17 protein-coding genes, 1 tRNA gene and 1 pseudogene are annotated in these 20,587 nt (G+C 37.2%); 6 read left to right on the forward strand and 13 right to left on the reverse strand.

Going from position 1 to position 20,587, the window contains the following annotated elements:
• Positions 1-418: 418 nt before the first annotated feature.
• The 8 genes from OQZ33_RS08575 to OQZ33_RS08610 all read right to left on the reverse strand — a co-directional run bounded on the left by OQZ33_RS08575 (position 419) and on the right by OQZ33_RS08610 (position 5,671).
• A complete protein-coding gene (locus OQZ33_RS08575; RefSeq protein ID WP_265798633.1) occupies positions 419-1,621 on the reverse strand; it encodes a DUF763 domain-containing protein in 1,203 nt (400 codons plus the stop codon).
• A gap of 91 nt (positions 1,622-1,712) precedes the next feature.
• Positions 1,713-1,786: transfer RNA gene (locus OQZ33_RS08580), tRNA-Arg, on the reverse strand.
• Between the two features lie 109 nt (positions 1,787-1,895).
• On the reverse strand, positions 1,896-2,333 hold the full coding sequence (locus OQZ33_RS08585; protein ID WP_265798634.1) for a Fur family transcriptional regulator: 438 nt from the start codon (positions 2,331-2,333) through the stop codon (positions 1,896-1,898).
• A gap of 10 nt (positions 2,334-2,343) precedes the next feature.
• The gene (locus OQZ33_RS08590; protein ID WP_265798635.1) at positions 2,344-2,793 is read right to left on the reverse strand and encodes a hypothetical protein; all 450 of its coding nucleotides are present in this window, start codon (positions 2,791-2,793) and stop codon (positions 2,344-2,346) included.
• Entirely contained in the window at positions 2,790-3,230 is a 441-nt protein-coding gene (locus OQZ33_RS08595) for a hypothetical protein (protein ID WP_265798636.1), read from the reverse strand. Before OQZ33_RS08595 ends, OQZ33_RS08590 begins: the two co-directional genes overlap by 4 nt.
• Positions 3,230-4,432 carry an ABC transporter permease gene (locus tag OQZ33_RS08600; RefSeq protein ID WP_265798637.1) on the reverse strand — a complete coding sequence of 401 codons (1,203 nt, stop codon included), beginning with the start codon at positions 4,430-4,432 and terminating at the stop codon, positions 3,230-3,232. Before OQZ33_RS08600 ends, OQZ33_RS08595 begins: the two co-directional genes overlap by 1 nt.
• Positions 4,432-5,058, reverse strand: a complete 627-nt coding sequence (locus tag OQZ33_RS08605) for an ABC transporter ATP-binding protein (RefSeq protein WP_265798638.1) — start codon at positions 5,056-5,058, stop codon at positions 4,432-4,434. Before OQZ33_RS08605 ends, OQZ33_RS08600 begins: the two co-directional genes overlap by 1 nt.
• 223 nt (positions 5,059-5,281) lie before the next feature.
• Positions 5,282-5,671 (reverse strand): MerC domain-containing protein, encoded by a 390-nt coding sequence (locus OQZ33_RS08610; protein ID WP_265798640.1) that lies wholly within the window; start codon positions 5,669-5,671, stop codon positions 5,282-5,284.
• 175 nt (positions 5,672-5,846) lie between these two features.
• On the opposite strand from OQZ33_RS08610, the gene OQZ33_RS08615 reads away from it, so the two are divergent.
• From OQZ33_RS08615 to OQZ33_RS08625, 3 genes are all read left to right on the forward strand, one after another.
• Positions 5,847-8,300, forward strand: a complete 2,454-nt coding sequence (locus tag OQZ33_RS08615; RefSeq protein WP_265798641.1) for a TonB-dependent receptor — start codon at positions 5,847-5,849, stop codon at positions 8,298-8,300.
• A gap of 176 nt (positions 8,301-8,476) precedes the next feature.
• Positions 8,477-8,917: a PaaI family thioesterase gene (locus OQZ33_RS08620; protein ID WP_265798642.1), complete on the forward strand. Its 441-nt coding sequence runs from the start codon at positions 8,477-8,479 to the stop codon at positions 8,915-8,917.
• A 163-nt stretch (positions 8,918-9,080) separates the two neighbouring features.
• Positions 9,081-9,260 carry a hypothetical protein gene (locus tag OQZ33_RS08625; RefSeq protein WP_157255629.1) on the forward strand — a complete coding sequence of 60 codons (180 nt, stop codon included), beginning with the start codon at positions 9,081-9,083 and terminating at the stop codon, positions 9,258-9,260.
• Positions 9,261-9,339: 79 nt separating this feature from the next.
• Here OQZ33_RS08625 and OQZ33_RS08630 read toward each other — a convergent pair whose 3' ends face one another.
• The 3 genes from OQZ33_RS08630 to OQZ33_RS08640 form a co-directional block, all read right to left on the reverse strand.
• Positions 9,340-10,611, reverse strand: a complete 1,272-nt coding sequence (locus tag OQZ33_RS08630) for a nucleoside recognition domain-containing protein (protein ID WP_265798643.1) — start codon at positions 10,609-10,611, stop codon at positions 9,340-9,342.
• 184 nt (positions 10,612-10,795) lie between these two features.
• Entirely contained in the window at positions 10,796-13,660 is a 2,865-nt protein-coding gene (locus OQZ33_RS08635; RefSeq protein ID WP_265798644.1) for a prolyl oligopeptidase family serine peptidase, read from the reverse strand.
• Positions 13,661-13,870: 210 nt separating this feature from the next.
• Entirely contained in the window at positions 13,871-14,206 is a 336-nt protein-coding gene (locus OQZ33_RS08640) for a MerR family transcriptional regulator (RefSeq protein WP_056848823.1), read from the reverse strand.
• Between the two features lie 115 nt (positions 14,207-14,321).
• Between OQZ33_RS08640 and alaS the strand changes: the two genes are divergently transcribed.
• Complete coding sequence (alaS, locus tag OQZ33_RS08645) at positions 14,322-16,937, forward strand: alanine--tRNA ligase (protein ID WP_265798645.1); 2,616 nt, start codon at positions 14,322-14,324, stop codon at positions 16,935-16,937.
• Between the two features lie 104 nt (positions 16,938-17,041).
• Here the strand turns inward: alaS and queG are convergent, their stop codons facing one another.
• Positions 17,042-17,974: a tRNA epoxyqueuosine(34) reductase QueG gene (gene queG, locus OQZ33_RS08650; protein ID WP_265798646.1), complete on the reverse strand. Its 933-nt coding sequence runs from the start codon at positions 17,972-17,974 to the stop codon at positions 17,042-17,044.
• A gap of 137 nt (positions 17,975-18,111) precedes the next feature.
• Between queG and OQZ33_RS08655 the strand changes: the two genes are divergently transcribed.
• Complete coding sequence (locus tag OQZ33_RS08655) at positions 18,112-18,318, forward strand: hypothetical protein (protein WP_056848826.1); 207 nt, start codon at positions 18,112-18,114, stop codon at positions 18,316-18,318.
• A 200-nt stretch (positions 18,319-18,518) separates the two neighbouring features.
• Here the strand turns inward: OQZ33_RS08655 and OQZ33_RS08660 are convergent, their stop codons facing one another.
• The gene (locus OQZ33_RS08660; RefSeq protein WP_265798647.1) at positions 18,519-20,027 is read right to left on the reverse strand and encodes a carbon-nitrogen hydrolase family protein; all 1,509 of its coding nucleotides are present in this window, start codon (positions 20,025-20,027) and stop codon (positions 18,519-18,521) included.
• A gap of 112 nt (positions 20,028-20,139) precedes the next feature.
• Here OQZ33_RS08660 and OQZ33_RS24290 point away from each other — a divergent pair.
• A pseudogene (locus OQZ33_RS24290) lies at positions 20,140-20,516 on the forward strand (GxxExxY protein).
• Positions 20,517-20,587: the final 71 nt, after the last annotated feature.

The raw sequence follows: 20,587 nt of genomic DNA on the forward strand, positions 1-20,587 counted from the left end.
GACAGGGACGTCTTTAAGAGGTCAATCTCTCTTTTGGCTGTGGCAATCTCTTTAAGCAATTATTTTTAGTCGTATTGAAAGCAGCGACCTTCGTTTATGGATTATCGAATATTAACAGAAGCTAGTTTTTTGCCACGGAAACACTGAATTCACAGAATGGACAAACTTTCGTCATGCTGAGAGGTGATTTGTTTCATAAAAATCAATATAAATGACGTTAAAAATGGTCGTCATTGCGAGGCACGAAGCAATCTCCTTTAATAAAATAATACAACCAATGAGATTGCTTCTCCCGATAAAATCGGGATTGCCTGCCTGCCGCAGACATGCAATGACAAAAAGTTAAAAACGTCAATGGTAATTCATTTCAGCATCTATCTCATTATGTTTATTGACTCCGGCATTATTTCAGCATCTGTCAAAACAACCTTAGCTGGTCATTCTTAGGTGGTTTCTCTTTTCCAAAAATTGTTCTTCCTCCATATTTCCAGCTTTCAGCTCTTTCTTTTGCAATTACTTTATCGAAATCCATATTAGGGACAAAATCCGCTTCTGCGTTTCGAGCGATTTGATGTAAGGATTTTATAGCTTGTTGTTTATCTGCATTTCCGATTTTAGCTTTTTCAACTGCATTTTGAAGTACGCTGATGGTTTCATCATATACATTTACCGGAACAGGGAAGGGATGACCATCTTTTCCTCCGTGAGCAAATGAATACCTTGCAGGGTCAGAAAAACGTGACGGGGTACCATAAATTACCTCGCCTACCAAAGCTAAGGATTGCAAGGTTCGTGGCCCCACTCCTTCCAATAAGAGTAATTCTTCAAAATCTGCTGGTTGCTTCTCTTGCGCCAGCCATAATATGCTGCCTAATCTTTTTAAATCAATGTCTTTTGCTTTTACATCGTGATGTTTCGGCATGACTAACTTTTGAATTTCTGAAATCATTTTCACAGGAGATTCTTCGGTAATCTGCATCATCGTTTGCCTGGTAATATTTGCCTGGCTCGAAGTTAAGTTGAGAATCTGCCCTTGATTGATACCGCAAATTCCGGTGTGCGGTTCGTCAACAAAAGATGTGAGGTTTTCTGAATGCCAATGATAACGCCGAGCAGTTGAGCTTTCATCACTCATACCTTGCTGAACAATTGCCCAATCACCATCGTTACTTAAAATAAAGCTGTGTAAGTACAATTGAAAGCCATCTTGAATCGCCGTATTATCTACTTTAGCACTCAATTTACTAGCTCTTACCAACTCCGTTCCATTAAGACCTGTTTGATCTGCAATTCTTAACAGTTCATTTGGTGTTTCTCGACTGAACTTGCCTTTTCCACCACAGATGTAAAGGCCTAATTCTTTAGAGAGAGGGTTAATTGCTTTCTTTAAAGCGCCCATAACAGATGTGGTGATGCCTGACGAATGCCAATCCATTCCCATCACCGCACCCAGACTTTGAAACCAAAATGGATTGCTCAGTCTTCGAATTACTTCAGCTTTTCCATACTCCATCAAAATAGATTCCGTTATTGCCAAGCCAAGTTTAGCCATGCGTTGCGCCAACCAAGGTGGTACCTGGCCGTAATGTAAAGGTAAATCTGCGCTTCCTGATCTTTTCAATACTAACAAAATTAGTAAAAAAAATGAATTGAAGTTAGATGGCTGGTAAATAAAAAAACCTTCAACTCTTTAAAGTTGAAGGTTTAAATTGTACCCCGGAAGGGACTCGAACCCCTGACCCTCGGTTTAGAAAACCGACGCTCTATCCAGCTGAGCTACCGAGGCCCATTTTTGTAACGAGTTGCAAATATAGAAGTTCTATCTAATAAGCAAAAATATATTTTAATTATTTCTGTTGATTTTTTTAGCTCGCTTTTAAAGCTTTAAAAACTAATTAATTAGCTTGATTACAATCTTTGCAAATGCCCGAAACAATCAGGTTCATATCCTCAATTTTGAACCCTTTCTCTATTTTCAATGATGGGATTTTAACATCATCAAGGCAATAAACCCTTAAACAGTTATTGCAATTGAAATGAACGTGTTCATCATGATGGTGATTTTCTGTACATGAACTGGAACAGATAGCATAATTAGCCGTTCCCTGTTTATCTAATATCCGATGTATAATCCCCTTTTCTTCAAAAGTTTTCAAAATCCGATACAAGGTAACCCGATCGATATCCTTTCCAATTACATTCTCCAGGTAGGGTTGAGATGTGGCCGAATTTCGATGAGTAAGCACATCCAGCACTTGTAATCGAGCGCCAGTTCTTTTCAAACCATTTTTCAACAATAAATCCTCGTAGGCTTGCGCTTCAATAGTATTCATAACCTTATTTTTAAATAATCAACTTCGCATTTACAAGAGAAACCGGTGGTTGGTAAGTGGCATTATCATTAGTTAACTTCAAAATGCCTTTAACCCTAATTGGTTTGTCTGTAAATGCAATAGCATTTTCCATTTCTATCATCACCATTATTGGAACACCGTTCTGTCCACAAAAATAACATTGACTTATGGGTAAAGTTGCCAGTAAAAATTTTTGATGCTTCTGGCTATTTTTTATGGGAATTAAATACCCTTGCAAATCAAACATTTTATTTTTAAACCTGGCGATGTTTTCACCATAAATAGGCAGTAACTCGTTTTTCTCCGTTAGTTCGAATTTCACCGTTCCAATTACATCCCAATTCAATGATCTTAATTGATCGTTGTTGTTGTGTTTTTTAGTTTGGGCTGATGCTATTTGAACTATCAGAAACATCAGAATGATTAATCCATTTCTCATTTTACCAGTTTTGCTCCCAACAAAAAGAATTCTGATCGGTTATCTCCAGAATTATTGATTACAAATTTACCTTGTATTTTAATGGGCTTCTCTGTAAATGGGAGCGGGGTGGCCATTTTAACTTCTATCATCGATGGAATATCGCCCTTTCCACAAAATGGGCATGACTCTATCGGAACAATTGATAAAAGAAATTCTGAAAACTTAGATCCCACTTTGGTTGGATAGATATAACCGGGTAATTCGATGATTTTGTTGTTGAGTGCCATCAGTTCTGGAGGGAAAATACTTGCCCACTTTAAGGGCTCAACCTGCTTTTCATACCTCATCCCAATTAAGTTCCAATTTTTGGTACGCATATCTTTATGCACTTTTACTTGTGCTTTTAATTCAAGCATCGAGATGAATAAGAAGGTAATGATTACTATTTTTTTCATTATTTCTCTTTTGAAAGTGTACGGGCAATATCAACTCGATATGTTTGAATGGCTGGCAATATAGAAGCAACGACACCAATAATTAAACCGGCTACAATGAGGTAAAGTTCGTCAGTTACAAAGTATAATCCTGTTAATCTGGCTTGCGATGATTCTTGATAATGGCCAATAATGTGTAATGCCAAGTGTCCGATAAACAATCCTAAAATGGCACCACTTACCGTAATTAGCAGACCTTCTAGCATCACCAAGAAAAATAATTTTGATTTGGAGGCACCCAAAGAACGCATTACAGCGAGGTCGTATTTTTTCTCTTTCATTGCGTTGTATAAACTTATAAAGACGCTCAAGGCTGATATTGCCATGATCAATACAGCGAACCATTTTAAAGTTTCTATCCCTACACCAATAAGCGAAAACAACCTTGCGCTTTCCATCGCCGGAGATGCAGCTTGCATATTGGTGCTTTGATTTACCATTCTGGGAAAAATGACAACCGACATTGGCGACCTGTATTGAATAAGGATGGAGGTAATTTCCTTGTTATTAATTTCAACTTCTTCTTGCGCTTCATGTTCCTCATGATCGGGTTCATGCATTTTATAGACACTACCAATATTGGTTAATATCAAGTTATCCGTAACATTTCCCTGCGCTTGCAGAATTCCTGTCACAGTATATGCATGGTGTTTGTGTTCGTCGCTTGCATCACTTAAACCATGTGCGCCGAAGAATTTATCACCCACTTTTAAATGCGCTTCTGCCGCCACACCGCTACCGATTGTCGCTTCTAAATCTCTCGACCAAAATTTCCCTGCGGCCAATTTTAAACCATATAAACTAACAAATCCCGAATCAGTACCCACAATTCTATGTCCTTGAAAGTTATCTCCCAAAGCCAAAGGAACCGCTCGTTTAACCATTGGATTCTCCATCAGTTCGGTTGCATCTTTTAACGGAATATTGCCGGTTGGGAAATCTATATGGTAAATGCTACTTAAAATTAACTGAAGCGGACTTCCTTTAGCGCCGACGACTAAATCGATGTCTTTCGCATTTTGCTCCAGCTTATTTCCAATTTGTGTAGATGCCAAAAAAAGGATAGATAAAATGGCTACGCCAAACGCCACCAATATAATATTGAGAAACGTGGTGAGCTTATTCCTCAATAGGTTTTTTGTACTTAGCCTTAATATGTTCATTACAATAAATATTCCTTGTTAAGTTTATCTTTTACTCTTTTATCATGTGTGGCAATAACCAGCGAAGCGTGATTTTCTGCAGCCTGTTGAGTCAAAATTTTAAGTACATTATCAGCATTTTCATCATCTAAGCTCGATGTTGGTTCATCAGCAATTAACAAAGCGGGACTGTTTACCAATGCCCGTGCAATGGAAACCCTTTGCAATTGTCCTTGGCTTAATTCTTCAGGATAGTTTTTTGTTTTATCTGCTAAACCCAAAGAAGAAAGCAGATCCATTACTCTTGATTGATTAATTTTTACTCCCGCCAAAGAGGAAGCCAGGGCCACATTATCGAATAGGTTTAAGCTTTTAATTAAGTGAGGTTTTTGAAATACAATGCCGATATTTTGTCCTCTGAAACGATCCATTTCTTTTTGAGATAAGCTGTAAATATCAGTCTCGTTTAATTTTACTTTGCCATTTTCTGGTTTCAGTAAACCCGAAATGATGTTTAACAAAGTGCTTTTCCCACTTCCCGATGCACCTAATAACAACCACTGTTCTTCATTAAGTATTTCCCAATCTGGAAATTTTAAAGTCGGACCGTTATGGTAGTTATGGGTTAGCGATTGAATACTGATCATATTTATTTTGATTTTTTTATTACCTGAATGTTTTTGATTGCGTAGCGGCGATAAAGTTCTTGTGCATTATCGGTGCCGTGCTTGCAAGCAGGGTTTAGGGTGCAAATGAAAGAAAGTGCAGCAACAAAAAGTAGTTTAATTTTTCTTTGCATGGTACAAATATATAATCCTTTTCTAGTAGGTAAATTGTTTAAATAGGATAGTTAAAATATAATTGATTGTTTTATTGATGGATGTGCTTACAGCTTTTTGCCAGTTTTAGGTTGAAGAAATGTGCTCCAGCAATTGTAAATCCGCCAAGCGGAATTAAAATGGGTTCTAATGTTTCGATGCCTGAAAAATGCCCCAAAAGTATGGCGCCAAAACCGAGTGCTAAAATTACCATCGGATAGAGGTTATGATGAACTTTTCGATAGGATGTGCTTAAAGCCCATACGCCAATAAATAGGGAAAGAAGAATCATCGAAATTTCTAATGCTGGAGTGGCTAAAAACTCTAATCCCCACAAGGGTAGAAGCGTAAATAAAAACGGGAGAATCGCACAATGAACAGCGCAGACAGTAGACGCTGTTATTCCCAGTTTATCAAGATTTATCGTTTTAAAATTTTTCATCATCATAAGTTTACCAGTCAAATATAAAAGCAATTATGTTGCATTTATTATTCTTTGCAACTAAATTGCATTTTCATGATAATTGCTTTGATGTTCGTTTGTCAAAATTTATTATTTGATATATTTAAAAATAAATTTAGATTTGTCTAAAAATATATTTAGATCATATCATTCCATGAAAATAGCCATACTATTTATTTTATTTGCTTGCACTTTTTCCAATAGCTATTCCCAAAATGTGATTACAGGTAAGGTTTCGTCAAAAGGAAAAGTGCAGGAGAATATTAATGTGAAAATTGTTGGAACCAACAAAACCACAAAAACCGATCAAGCGGGTTGGTACCAAATTAGCAATGTTCAAAGTGGCTTAGTTGAGCTGCAGTTTTCGGGGATCAATTATCAATCCAAGCGGATAAAAGCCCAAGTGCAGAATGATACACTGCATTTAAATGCAGAAATATCGGAGATTGAATGGAACCTTAACGATGTGGTGATAACAGGCGTAAACCGAGCAACATCGCTAAGAAAAAGCCCAGTGCCAATTGCGGTCTTATCTAAAAAAATAATGGATCAAAACGTAAACACAAACCTAATCGAAGCGATTGTAAAGGGCGTTCCTGGAGTTACGGCGGTTACAACAGGGCCAAATGTATCTAAACCATTTATACGAGGACTTGGGTACAACCGGGTGTTGACTTTGTACGATGGCCTGCGTCAGGAAGGCCAGCAATGGGGCGACGAGCATGGAATTGAGGTTGACGAATATGGAATTGTAAGGGCTGAAGTGGTGAAGGGTCCAGCTAGTTTAACCTACGGATCTGATGCATTGGCTGGGGTAATTAACATGATACCTTATACACCAAATTTCGAAAATGGCAAGTTGAAAGGCGATTTTACCACTAACTTTCAAAGCAATAATGGAATGTTTGGTTCGTCACTGGGTTTAGCTTACATTAAAAATGATTGGAAATATACTTTACGTGCTACAGGTAAGGCGGCCCATAATTATTACAACAAAGTTGATGGGTATGTTTATGGAGCTGCATTTAGAGAATATAATCTTTCCGCAAGTGCGAGAGTAGATAAAGACTGGGGTTATTCAAAAACGGCTATCACTTACTACGATAACCTCATGGAGATTCCGGATGGGAGCAGAGATTCTACCACTCGTAGATTTACGAGACAAATTTTTGATGATGGAGACGATATTAAAAACAGACCAATAGTGCCTTTAGATGACTTAAAGACCTACACTATAAATCCTTTACATCAGCATATTCAGCATTTCCGTTTTTATAATGCCAGTCAATTTAAGTTTGCAAATAGCGATTTAAACATATTAGTTGGTGGACAGCAAAGTGTAAGAAGAGAATATAATCGTCCAACTATCCCAAATCAGGCTGGTTTATACGTGGTTTTGAATACTTTGAACTATGATGTCAAATACAACCTCCCGAATTTTGGCGGAATTGAAAGTACATTAGGTATCAATGGGATGTACCAAACAAATCGCAGTAAAGATGCTACAGATTTTCCTATTCCAGATTATGACTTGTTTGATGTCGGAGCATTTTATTTCGCTAAAAAGTCTTTTGGGAAATTGGATATTTCAGGTGGCGTGAGGATGGATAGGAGAAATATTAATTGGAGTAATTTCTATGTCGGAACGAATGTTTTAACTGGTTTTGGGCAAAAATCTGATGCCAACGATGCCAGCGCTAATTTGCAATTCCCATCATTTAATAAAAACTATTATGGCTTTTCTGGGAGTTTAGGATTAACCTATAATCTATCAGATAAATTTTTAATCAAGGCAAATTTAGCAAGGGGATATAGAGCGCCCAATATCACTGAAATTGGTTCAAATGGTTTAGATCCTGGCGCACACATTGTTTATTTGGGAAATAGAACCTTTAAGCCAGAGTTTAATCTTCAACAAGATATTGGCATTATTGCCTATTTAAAAGATGTAGATATTAGCATGGAAATATTCAACAATAACATTCAAAACTACATCTATCAATCGCGTTTAACGGATGAGAACGGTAATCCGGTAGTTATTGTTCCGGGGAATTTAACTTATCAATATCAGCAATCAAAAGCCCGCTTGTATGGCGCTGAGTTAGCTGTAAACATACATCCATCAACATTAAAGTGGTTTACATTTAACAATAGTGTTGCTTACGTAGTAGGCTTAAATAAAAATGAAGCTTTATTGAATTTACATGGGAAAGCAGCAAAATATTTACCATTTATTCCACCATTGCAAATCAGATCTGAAATAAAATTGACAGCACAAAAAAATATCGGTTTTTTGGATAAACCATATTTTAAAATTGATGCCGCAATATTTGCAGATCAAAATAAGTTTTATGCACTTGATGATACCGAGACTTTTACCAGAGGATATACTTTAATTAATGCTGGCATTGGTTCATCTATAAAAGCTAAGTCGGGCAGAACTGTATTGGATATTTTTATTCAGGCGGATAATGTTTTCAACATCGGCTACCAATCTCACTTAAATCGGTTAAAATATTTCGAGTATTATGAATCATCGCCCAATGGCCGCTCTGGAATTTATAATATGGGCAGAAATATGAGCTTTAAAGTGATTGTGCCTTTTTGAGTTGCGGAAAATGAGGAATAGGTGATGGGGAATGGAAAATGCGCTATTGATCATGTAATAAGGACGGTTTTTAAGTATTTGTGGATAGAGAAAAAAATGGGCTTTCCATCTTAAACATCGTGTTTCCATTGCTATATTTACCTCACCCATCATAGCTTAATATAACTTACATAAACATGGAACCATCAATAAGTGAGCAACGATTAAATTTTCTAAGGCAATCTATTGGCAAGGTGATCTCTAATTCACCATCGAATTTTATGAATTGGTTGGCCCCGGTTTTAATCAAAGCTGAAAATGGTATTTTGGTATGCCAATATACCATTCGTAAGGAGATGACTAATCCTTATCAAATTTTGCATGGTGGCGTTACCGCCGGAATTATTGATGATTTAATTGGTGCAACAGTTTACACTATGGGTTTAAATGATCGTTACACTACCGTAAATAATTATATCGATTACTTTGCCCCTGCGAAAGAAGGAGACGAGGTTGTTGCCGAAACATCAATTGTGAAGCGAGGGAAAACAATTTTAAATCTTCAGTGTGAGATATATTTACCAGCAAAAAAACGTTTAATAGCCAAAGGATATTCGAACATGTTAAACATAGGTTAACACATTCTTTGAAGTTTTAAAATAATTTGTTAATTCCTTTAAATTAGCGAAACATTCTCATTAATACATTGTTGTAACTTAACCAAAAATATAATGAGCCATGTTAGAAAATTATTCCACACTGCAATTCATTGTTAGAGGCAAGATTTTTAAAGGATTTTGCATGCGTATTCAAGATGATTTTCATGAAACTTATGCCGTTGTTTTAGATGGCTACCATTCTTTTTGTATCTGGTTAGATAATAAAAATGAGAAGTGGTGTGCATCTAAAAATGTGGCTATCGATCCAGATGCGATCGATGAAATCATCAACAGGATATCTCCTCGTCCGCAAGTCTCTTAACAATCCATCAGAATAATGCTCAAAAAAAATCCCTGCTTAAGTAGTTTCTAAAGCAGGGATTTTTTATGTCTGACATTCTTTATCCAAAGAATAAATAAGCCAGGCCAATTGCGGTACAAACACCCACTAAATCTGCCAATAACATTGCGCCAACGGCATAGCGTGTATTTTTGATACTTACTGAACCAAAGTAAACCGCAATGACATAAAAGGTTGTATCAGAAGCACCTTGGAATATACCAGATAACTTACTTGGAAATGAATCGGCACCATAAGCCGTCATCGTATCCACCATCATTCCTCTTGCGGCACCTCCACTTAGCGGCCGAATCAAAGCAGTTGGAAGCGCTTCTACAAAACGGGTATCGGCACCCAGCATTACAAATAAATTTTTAATACCCATAATTACCACATCAAATGTTCCACTGGAACGTAACATACTGATGGCGACCAACATGCCAACGAGATAAGGGATAATTTTTACTGCAGTTTCGAATCCATTTTTTGCGCCATCAATGAACGCATCAAAAACATCGATTTTTTTATATAATCCACCCAGCACAATTACTAAGAAAACAAATAGAATTAATCCGTTGCTTAATAAGCCTGAAAATGATTTAATACCATCAGCATTTAATGAGGTTACATACAAAACAAGCAATGCAATTACTAAAGATATGCTCAAAACCCAACCAATAATTACAGGCTGGAGCAAGTTGATCTTTTGCTTTAAAGAAACGATTAACATGGCTGCCATCGTTCCAACAAAAGTTACAATTAAGCATGGGATAAAAACGTCAGTAGGATCAGAAGCATTTTGCGAAGCACGTATCGCAATTACACTCACGGGAATTAAACTTAAACCCGCTGCATGAAGGCACAAGAACATAATTTGAGCATTTGACGCTGTGTCTTTACTCGGGTTTAATTCTTGGAGACTTTCCATCGCTTTTAAACCAAATGGGGTTGCAGCATTGTCCAATCCCAATAAATTTGCAGAAAAATTCATGATCATGTGTCCCATTGAAGGGTGACCTTTAGGGATTTCTGGGAAAAGTTTTGAGAAAAAAGGGCCCACAATTCTTGATAACAAGCGAATTCCGCCAGCACGTTCAGCAATGCTCATAAAGCCCATAAATAAGGCTAGAATTCCAATTAATTTAAGGCACAACTCTACTGATGTCCAGCAGGTTTCAATGATGCCATTAACTTTTGTGAGGTTGGTTGGATCATCTGCTTTACCAATCACCATCCAACTAAAAATTTCAGTTTGTCCGAAAAAGAAGCACTTTACCGCCGCTACTAAAATTGCGATAACAATAAATCCAGACCAAATTCTACTTAATGCCATTAGGGTTGTTTAGTTTTTTAACTGGTGTAAAATAGGGGTTTTAGTTTGTAAATCCATAGCTAAGTCTAAAGTCTGTAGTCGTAAATATTCAGTCTTAAGTTTACAAATTATAAAATCAAAAAAGTCCATAGTTCCTAGTATAAAACTAAAGACTATGGACTTCAGGCTTTGGACTCTGTGCTAACTAAGGTTTATCATCAGTTAGTTCAAAACCCCATGTTTTTCCTTTTTCAGTTGCCGGGATTCCGCTAGTCATCCAGGCAGGCGCTTTTGCACCTTTTAAATAGTAGTCGAAAAACTGTTGTTCACGAATTTGGATATCTTTACGATTTTGGCGTTGCACTAAATTATGTGCTTCTCCATTATAGTTTAACATCCAAACTGGTTTGCCCAATCGGCGTAAGCCAGTAAACATTTCTATTCCCTGGTACCAAGGCACCGCTCCATCCGCATCATTGGCCATTACTACCACTGGGGTATTTACCTTTGGGAACATAAATAGAGGGGAGTTTTCGGTATATAATTCTGGCTTTTCCCAAAGGGTTGCACCAATTCTACTTTGTGTTTTTTCATATTGAAACTGACGGTTCATTCCGCTTTCCCAACGAATACCGCCGTAAGCCGAGGTCATGTTTACCACTGGTGCTCCTGCCCAAGCTGCAGCATACATATCATTTTGAGTAATTAAATAGGCTACCTGATAGCCACCCCAGCTTTGTCCTTGAATACCAATTTTTGTTCCATCAACCCAAGTGTTTTTCTTCAAACTCTCTACGCCCGAGTTGATAAATTCGACTGCGGATTGACCTGGATGACCAGTTTCGTAACTAATATCTGGAGCGAAAACCAAATACCCATTACTCACGAAGAAAGAAATGTTTAATCGGGAAGGGGTAGGCGCTGGAGCCTGATAAGTGTACAATCCATCAGAAAGCTTTTCGTAGAAATAAGCAATCATTGGATATTTTTTATTCGGATCGAAGTTTTCTGGTTTGTACAAAATACCCTCAGCTTTATATCCTTTTGGTGTGGTCCATTTAACCAACTCTGCAGTGCCCCAATTGTAATTTTGCTGTTGAGGATTGGTATTGCTTAATTTCGTTTCTGTCTTGAAATCATTCGTAACATAAACATTTGGCGATTCTGTGTAGTTTGCTTTATCATAAATATAAACATCTGCATCTTTGGCTTTGACTAAATTTGAGTATTTATATTTTGCCATGACCACCAATTCTGGTGCTTTTGCCGAACCTACATTCGTTCTGTAGAAACCATTTTCTTTAGTCACGTTATTAAATCCATCTAACCAAACCCATTCGTTCGCTTTAACAAATTTATTATCCACCATGCGATTGAAGGGATTATTATCTTGTTCAACGCGTTCATAACGGAAGGTGATTTTATTTGCTCTACCGAAACCAGCAGTAATGTTTTTAGCAGGCGATTTTCCATCTGGAGAAAACGACCAAATGTCATATCGATCATTTAGTAAAACTGCTTTGTCTCCTTCTGTCCAGGTGGCAACTCCGTAGGCTGATGGAAGATCTGGAACATCGTTGTCCTCATCAACAAACTTTACGTTTAAGCTTTCTGTTAGGGCTACAATTTTGCCGGTTGATACAGCGAAAGTGTACCAATTACCGTTTTTTCTATCGAAATACAAAATATAATTACCGCCCGGCGAAGCCATCGCATAGCCATTTAATTCGCTGATGATCTTTTTGCGTTGGCCATTTTTAGTGTCCACTAAATAATAATCTTTCGATGTTGCACCACTCCATTGCGATTCGATTCTACGCCCAAAATCTGTAGATGCCAAAACGAAATTTGCATCGCCTTCTGCAACCATGTTGGCGTCAGGTAAACTTAAATCTGTTAACGGGATTGCTTTTGGATCGCTGCTATAAACGTCGATAACTGATAAATAACTTTTTTTGCTATCGCGATCTGCATTTTTCAATTGCATTGGCTGCAAGTAATCGTCCTTGTAATTCCATACGTCAACTTTAGCCACTTCAAAATCTACGATGGTCGTATCTTTTGGCTTTTTAATAGGAGAGATGCCAAAAAATAGTTTCTTACCATCTTTACTAAAAGTCACCCGGCCATCGCCGTTAACCGACCATTTTGCAGGTAAACCTGGCATGTCATAGTCTACAATGGTTTGTGCGGTATCTAATGTTAAAGAGTTGTAATAAACATTGTAATTTTTAATTTCCTTTTTCTCTGGATCCTGCTCGCCGACAAACGCTAAGTGCTCACTTTCGTCATCGAAGGCAAAATTTTTAAAACTGCCTTTTCCTTTGATCAAGGTTTTAAGGGTTCCTTTTTCGGTATTTAATAAGAACACGCCTTGAGGGGCTGTTTTATCCTTTTTAGATCCGCTGCAAGCAAAAACCAATTGTTTTCCATCTTTACTAAAAGAATAATCGGTCACATATTTATAGGTTTTGTCGGTTCCGGTTAATAAATTTTTAACAATAAGATCAGTTCCTTCTTCTGTTTTTCCTTTACCAGCTGGTTCATCAGCAGCAAAATCTATTTCCGAATCTTTCTTTTCAACAGGCTTAGCTGGTGTTTTCTTGGCAGTGTCTGGTTTTTCAGTTAAGTAAGCCATAAAGCCATTGCCATCTTCAGGAAATTTAAATGATTTTACACGAGGCACTTTGGTAATTGCATTTGTGGTCAAGTTTGCAATACCTAAAGAGTCCTTGGGCATTTCATCAGGTTTTCTTTTCTTTATTTTTGCCTGGCGTAAATCTTTATTTAATGGACGGATATTGAAAACAGCAAATTTAGAGTCATTGCTAAATTGTGAATTCATTCCCCGAGGGACATTTATTTTAGCGTTTGTTTTAATATTGGTAATGTAAAGTTGCGCATCGCCCTCTTGCTGCAATACACTATACATTGCCCAAGTACCGTTGTTTGATAATTGCTTGGTGCCTATTGACTCCCATTTATCATAAACACTATGATCTAATGGTTTTTTCTGAGCATAGGCAATGCCGACAACGAAAAACAGAATAATAGTTAGTCTTTTTTGCATTTTTTGAAATGAATTAATTTGTTGGTGGTGATTTAATCTCCTAAAATTGGAAATTTTTAGGTCATTTGAAAACTTGTACGCCAAATATTACATTGTAAAAATGTTTTTGGCATCTATTTGACCAATACTTCAATGAGAAATGATTTTAGCGAATTTTCAACGGTAATGATGAAGATGTGTATTTGCTACAATTTCGAACAAGATCTGTTTTTACAACTCCTGCGCTAGGTTGACTAGAAATCCCTTTAGTTTTTCTAATGAATCAATAATTCTTTGATTCTCTTTAACATCGCCTTTATTATTTTTTAAATGCTCTTTTGCTCCCTTTAAAGTGAAACCTTTTTCATCAACAAGGTTGAAAATAATTTTTAGGTTTTCAATATCTTCAGGAGTAAATAATCGGTTGCCTTTTTTGTTTTTCTTGGGTTGAAGAATGTCGAATTCCTTTTCGTAAAAACGGATTTGTGAAGCGTTCACATTAAACATTTCAGTCACTTCACCCATGGTATAATACATTTTATTAATCTCTCTTTCTTTATAGGGCATAAATTGTGCTTGATTATTAGGGTATTACAACGATTAATTAAAGTATTCAAATGTAATGCGATTTTTCCTTATTAACGCAATAAAATTTTAATTTTGTTCCTCCAATCATAAAGTAATGACAGCTAAAGAAATTAGACAAGCCTTCCTAAATTTTTTCGAACAGAAACAACATCATATCGTTCCATCGGCGCCAATTGTTGTGAAAAACGACCCAACTTTGATGTTCACCAATGCCGGAATGAATCAATTTAAAGATTTGTTTTTGGGTGAAGCTGCTATAAAATATTCGAGAGTTGCTGATACTCAACGCTGTTTGCGTGTATCTGGAAAACACAACGATTTGGAAGAGGTGGGTATTGATACTTATCACCATACCATGTTCGAAATGTTGGGCAACTGGAGTTTTGGCGACTACTTTAAGAAAGATGCAATTGCCTGGAGCTGGGAGTTATTGACTGAAGTTTACAAAATTCCGAAAGAAAAATTATACGTTACCTATTTTGAGGGTGATGAAAAGGAGGGGTTAGAGAAAGATCAGGAAGCTTATGACCTTTGGAAACAATATGTGGATGAAAGCCATATTTTACCAGGAAATAAAAAAGATAATTTCTGGGAAATGGGCGATACCGGTCCTTGTGGTCCTTGTTCTGAAATCCATGTAGATTGCCGTATTGATGAGGAAAAAGCTTTAGTTGATGGGGCCACATTGGTAAATGCCGATCATCCGCAGGTAATTGAAATATGGAACAATGTATTTATGCAATTTAACCGTTTAAAAAATGGTTCGTTGCAAAGTTTGCCAGCCAAACATGTTGATACCGGAATGGGTTTCGAGCGTTTGGTGCGGGTTTTACAGGAGAAAACATCAAACTACGATACTGATGTTTTCCAACTGATGATTCAGTTTATTGCTGAAAAATCGGGGATTAAATATGGTGCTGACGAAAAAACTGACGTTGCCATGCGTGTAATGGCTGATCACATTCGTGCCATCTCGTTTGTAATTGCAGATGGACAGTTGCCATCAAATAATAAAGCTGGTTACGTTATCCGCAGGATTTTACGTCGTGCTGTGCGTTATGCCTATACTTTTTTAAACTTTAAGGAGCCATTTTTAAATCAGCTGGTTCCGCTATTGGCCGAACAATTTAAAGGTGTTTTTGATGAGTTGATTTCACAACAGGATTTCGTTCAGAAAGTTGTGCTGGAAGAGGAGGTTTCTTTCTTGAGGACTTTATCCACTGGTATTCAACGTTTCGAAAGATATCAGGCAGCGAATAATTTAGTAGAAGGAAATTTCGCTTTTGAATTATCTGATACCTTCGGCTTTCCTATCGATTTAACAGAATTAATGGCTAGGGAAAAAGGTTGGAGTGTTGATTTAGCTGGATATGAGCAAGCGCTTCAAAAACAAAAAGATGATAGTCGTGCTGCTACTACAATAGATACAGGCGATTGGATTATTGTAAACGCTGATGACCAAAGCGAATTTGTGGGTTACGATGATTTAGAAATTGAAACCGAGATTTTAAAATACCGTAAAGTTAAAGCTAAAGGAAAAGAGCAATATCAAATTGTTTTGCGGCAGACGCCTTTCTATGCCGAAAGCGGTGGTCAGGTGGGAGATACCGGTCGTTTAGAAGATCATAGTCGCCAGTTTTGGGTTGATATTACAGATACTAAAAAAGAAAATGGCTTAACGGTACACTTTACAGATTTGCTTCCTGACAACCTGGAAGGTAAATTTTGGGCAGTCGTTGATGAAGATAAACGTGTTTTAACGGAGGACAATCACTCGGCAACGCACTTATTGCATGCTGCTTTGAAACAAGTTTTAGGTAAACATGTAAATCAAAAAGGTTCATTGGTAAATCCTGATTATCTACGTTTTGATTTTTCTCATTTCGCTAAAGTAACCGATGAAGAATTGGCTCAGATTGAGGTAATTGTAAATCAGAAGATCAGACAGAACATTAAATTAAAAGAGCAAAGAAATGTGCCTTATCAAGATGCGATTGAAAGCGGGGTAACTGCGTTGTTCGGCGAAAAATACGGTGATTTCGTTCGTATGATTACCTTCGATGACCATTTCTCAAAAGAGCTTTGCGGTGGTACACACGTAAAGGCAACAGGTCAAATCGGTTCTTTTAAGATCATTTCTGAAAGTGCTGTTGCGGCTGGAGTACGCAGAATTGAGGCAATTACTGCAGATAAAGCAGAACAGTATTTCCTTGATCAACGTAAAGAACTTGGCCATTTGAAAGCATTGCTAAACGGATCTAAAGACTTATCTGCATCGGTTCAAGCTTTACTTGACGAAAATACAAAGCTTAAAAAAGAGATCGAAAAATCTACTTTAGAACGTGTGGGCGCCTTGAAACATGAAATCGTTCACCACGTTCGTGGAATAAATGGCGTTAACTTAATTGCAAAACACATCGACTTACAAAGTGCCGATGCTATTAAAAATCTTGCTTTTTCGTTGAAAGATATGATTGATAATCTGTTTCTAGTTTTCACTACAGAAATTGAGGGAAAACCTGGAATAACGGTAATGCTATCAGATGATTTGGTGAAAAAAGGAATGAATGCATCGAATATTGTGCGAGAGCTTGGTAAAGAAATTCAAGGTGGAGGCGGTGGACAGCCATTCTATGCCACTGCCGGAGGTAAAAATCCTGCTGGTTTAACAGCGGTTTTAGAAAAAGCTGAAGGATTTATCGCAGGATAAATCGTTTTGATATTTGTTTATAGAGGGGAGAAATTTTTAGAATTTGGCGACAAGTTCTAAAGATTTCTCCATTTTTTTGAAAGCCCAATTTTTAATGGGGAAGCCTAAGATTGTAAAAAATCTATATTCCTTTTCAGGCCAACAAGTTTGGTGCGTTTAACAGCCGACCCTTTAAAAACCTTTTTAAAAACTTCGTCGGTTATTTCGATAAGATCTTCCTTTGTTAAATCCAACAAGCCGTTTTCAGGTTCGAAAGCAGGTTCGTTATGTACTTTCGAAAACCGGTTCCATGGGCAAACGTCCTGGCAAATATCACATCCAAATGCCCAATTGCTCATTTTATCCTTAAATTCAGTTGGGATTTCATTTTTCAATTCGATAGTGAGGTAGGAAATACATTTGGTTCCGTCTACCACTTGTGGTGCAATAATCGCATCAGTGGGGCAAGCATCTAGGCAACGGGTGCAGGTGCCACAATGATCAGTTTGGAAAGCGTGATCATAATCCAGCTCTAAATCGACAATCAATTCTGCCAAAAAGAAAAAAGACCCCTCTTTTTTGCTGATTAAATTTGAGTTTTTCCCAATCCATCCAATACCTGATTTTTTTGCCCATGCCCGGTCTAAAACTGGAGCCGAATCTACGAAAGCTCTTCCAGAAACCTCTCCAATATGTTCCTGAATAAATTGCAAAAGTGCTTTCAATTTATCTTTTATCACATGATGGTAATCTTGCCCGTAGGCATATTTTGAAATTTTTGGCGCCTCCGGATCTACCTGTTTTTCATCAGTATAATAATTTAACGATAAAGAGATTACTGACTTTGCATCATCAACCAGAAGGCGGGGATCAAGACGTTTATCGAAATGGTTTTCCATGTATTTCATTTCGCCGTGATGGTTTTGAGCTAGCCATTTTTCTAGTCTGGGTGCTTCTTCTTCTAAAAATTCTGCTTTTGAAATGCCGCAAGACAAAAAACCCAAACGAAGGGCTTCATCTTTAATTTGTTGGCTATATTTTGCAGTATTACTAAACACGAAATACAAAGATAAGGCTTAGGAAGCAAAACCTTTTTAACAATCACTTGTTCTATCTACAGAAAACTAAATTAATTAATTTGCAGTTCTTCAAAATTCGATGAATTGGATTAAAAGGAACTTAACTCACAACATAAATGGAAAACATAGATCCAAAACATACGGAATCGGGAGAAGCTCCTAAACCGATAGAACAAGATTACGAAAACCATAAAGAAGATCCAGGACCAGCACAACCTGCAGTTACAGAGCGTGATGAAAATGGGGCAGGTTCTGTTTTAAAATGGATCATCCCAATAGCAGTTATTATCGGATTGATAGTATGGTTTGCAATGAAAAAGTAATTAGCTTTAGATTATAATTAAACGCCGGTTGTTGATGCGACCGGCGTTTTTTTTTGTTTAAATAACTTCTGGTTTAGGTAATTAGCCCCGACTGAAAGCGATATCCCGATTCATCAAACGATCAGTGAGCACCTAAGGACCGGGATTTAGCAAAAGGCGGGAACAAATTTTATAAGCTGCAGAAACTTGCGCTTCAAAAACTATTTAAGCAGTTTTACTTGATACAAGTCGTTTCGTCTATCTTTTAATACTTTAACTGTTCCATAATGGTGCAATTCGTCGAGAAGATGCAAATCTACATCGACCACCAAAACCATTTCTGTGTTTGGAGTGGCCTCTGCTTTCACTGCATTGGTGGGAAAAGCGAAATCAGAAGGGGTGAAAACAGCAGATTGTGCAAATTGAATATCCATATTGTTCACCTTTGGTAAATTGCCAACGCAGCCTGCTATAGCGACATAACATTCATTTTCTATCGCCCTTGCCTGTGCACAATGGCGTACCCGTGTATAGCCATTTTGTGTATCGGTTAAGAAAGGTACGAACAAAATCTGCATCCCCTGATCTGCATAAATGCGGCTTAATTCAGGGAATTCTACATCATAACAAATTAAAATGCCGATTTTACCACAGTCGGTATCAAATACCTGCACCTTGTCGCCACCAATCATTCCATAATATTTTTGTTCGTTGGGGGTGATGTGAATCTTTCTGTACTCATCGATTTTTCCTGTTCTATGGCATAAATAGGTTGCATTATAAAGTTTTCCTCCGTCAAGTAAAGGCATGCTTCCGGTAATAATATTCACATTGTAGCTTAAGGCATACTCATGCATTCTGTCCACAATTTCCTGAGTTTTCTCTGCCAGTTTACGCATGGCTTCAATTTCTGGAAGATGGTTGTAAGGCTGTAGCAACGGAGTATTAAACAGCTCCGGGAACATAATGAAATCGGATTTGTAACCACTTAACGCATCGACAAAAAATTCCACTTGCTCATAAAAAACGTCCATATCTGGAAACAAACGCATTTCCCACTGCACCAAACCTAAGCGAATGGTCATTGCTGAACGGGCAGAAGCATCGATACCCTGATAATAGATATTATTCCACTCAATTAACGTGGCATATTCTTTCGATTCCTTATCGCCGGGAAGATAATTTTTCAATACTTTTCTAACGTGAAAATCATTAGAGATTTGAAAGGTTAGGGTAGGATCATAGATTTCCTTAGCCTTTACTTTATCGATGTATTGCCTTGGCGTTAAAGTTTCTGAATAGGTATGATAACCAGGAATTCTTCCACCAGCGATAATGCTTTTTAAATTTAAGCTCTCGCAAAGCTCTTTACGTGCTTCATAAAGTCTGCGTCCTAATCTTAAGCCTCTAAATTCAGGGTGAACAAATATTTCAATTCCATATAGTGTATCACCATTAGCATCGTGAGTGCTGAAAGAGTAATCGCCGGTAATTAGTTTGTAAGTATGTCTATCGCCATATTCGTCGTATTCTACAATGATTGAAAGTGAACAAGCTACTACTTTATCATCAACAGCAATACAAAGCTGTCCTTCGGGGAAGATACTTAATAATTTAGCAATGCTTGATTTTGGCCAGATTGAACCACCCATGCTATCGTAGGCTTGTAACATTGATTCTTTTAAATCGGCATAATCTTCAAGCGTGAGCTTACGTAATTCGATATTCATAATTTGTTGGTTTTATAGATAAGGAACAGAAAAGTTAGTTTAATGTTTTTGTAAATTGGAAGCCATTAGTTTTTGAAGATACTCTTTTAAGGAATATTTTTTAAGTTTATAAATGACAGAAAATGAATTATCATATGTTATTCGAGGTTGTATATTCAAAGTTTATAATGCTTTAGGTCCAGGTTTGTTGGAGTCGGCTTATGAAGTAGCATTAAAATACGAACTTTTAAAAGAGGAGTTGGAAGTGAAGAGTCAGGTCGCATTGCCTCTAATTTATGAAGATTTAAAAATAGGTGTTGGTTATCGGCTTGATTTGTTGTAGGGCAAAAGGTTATTGTTGAAATCAAATCTGTTGAGATGATTGCAAATGTTCATTACAAACAATTGTTGACTTACCTTGAATTGTCTGGATTGAAATTGGGTTTACTTGTGAATTTTAATACAGACAATATAGCGGATAGCATTTTTAGAAAAGTTAATAGGCTCTAATGTATCTAGTTCGTTCCCGCTGATTTTCGCTGATAAGATGCGCAGATCTAAGAAGATCAAACTTTGACACG

The organism is Pedobacter sp. MC2016-05, from assembly GCF_026239735.1.
Lineage (GTDB): Bacteria > Bacteroidota > Bacteroidia > Sphingobacteriales > Sphingobacteriaceae > Pedobacter.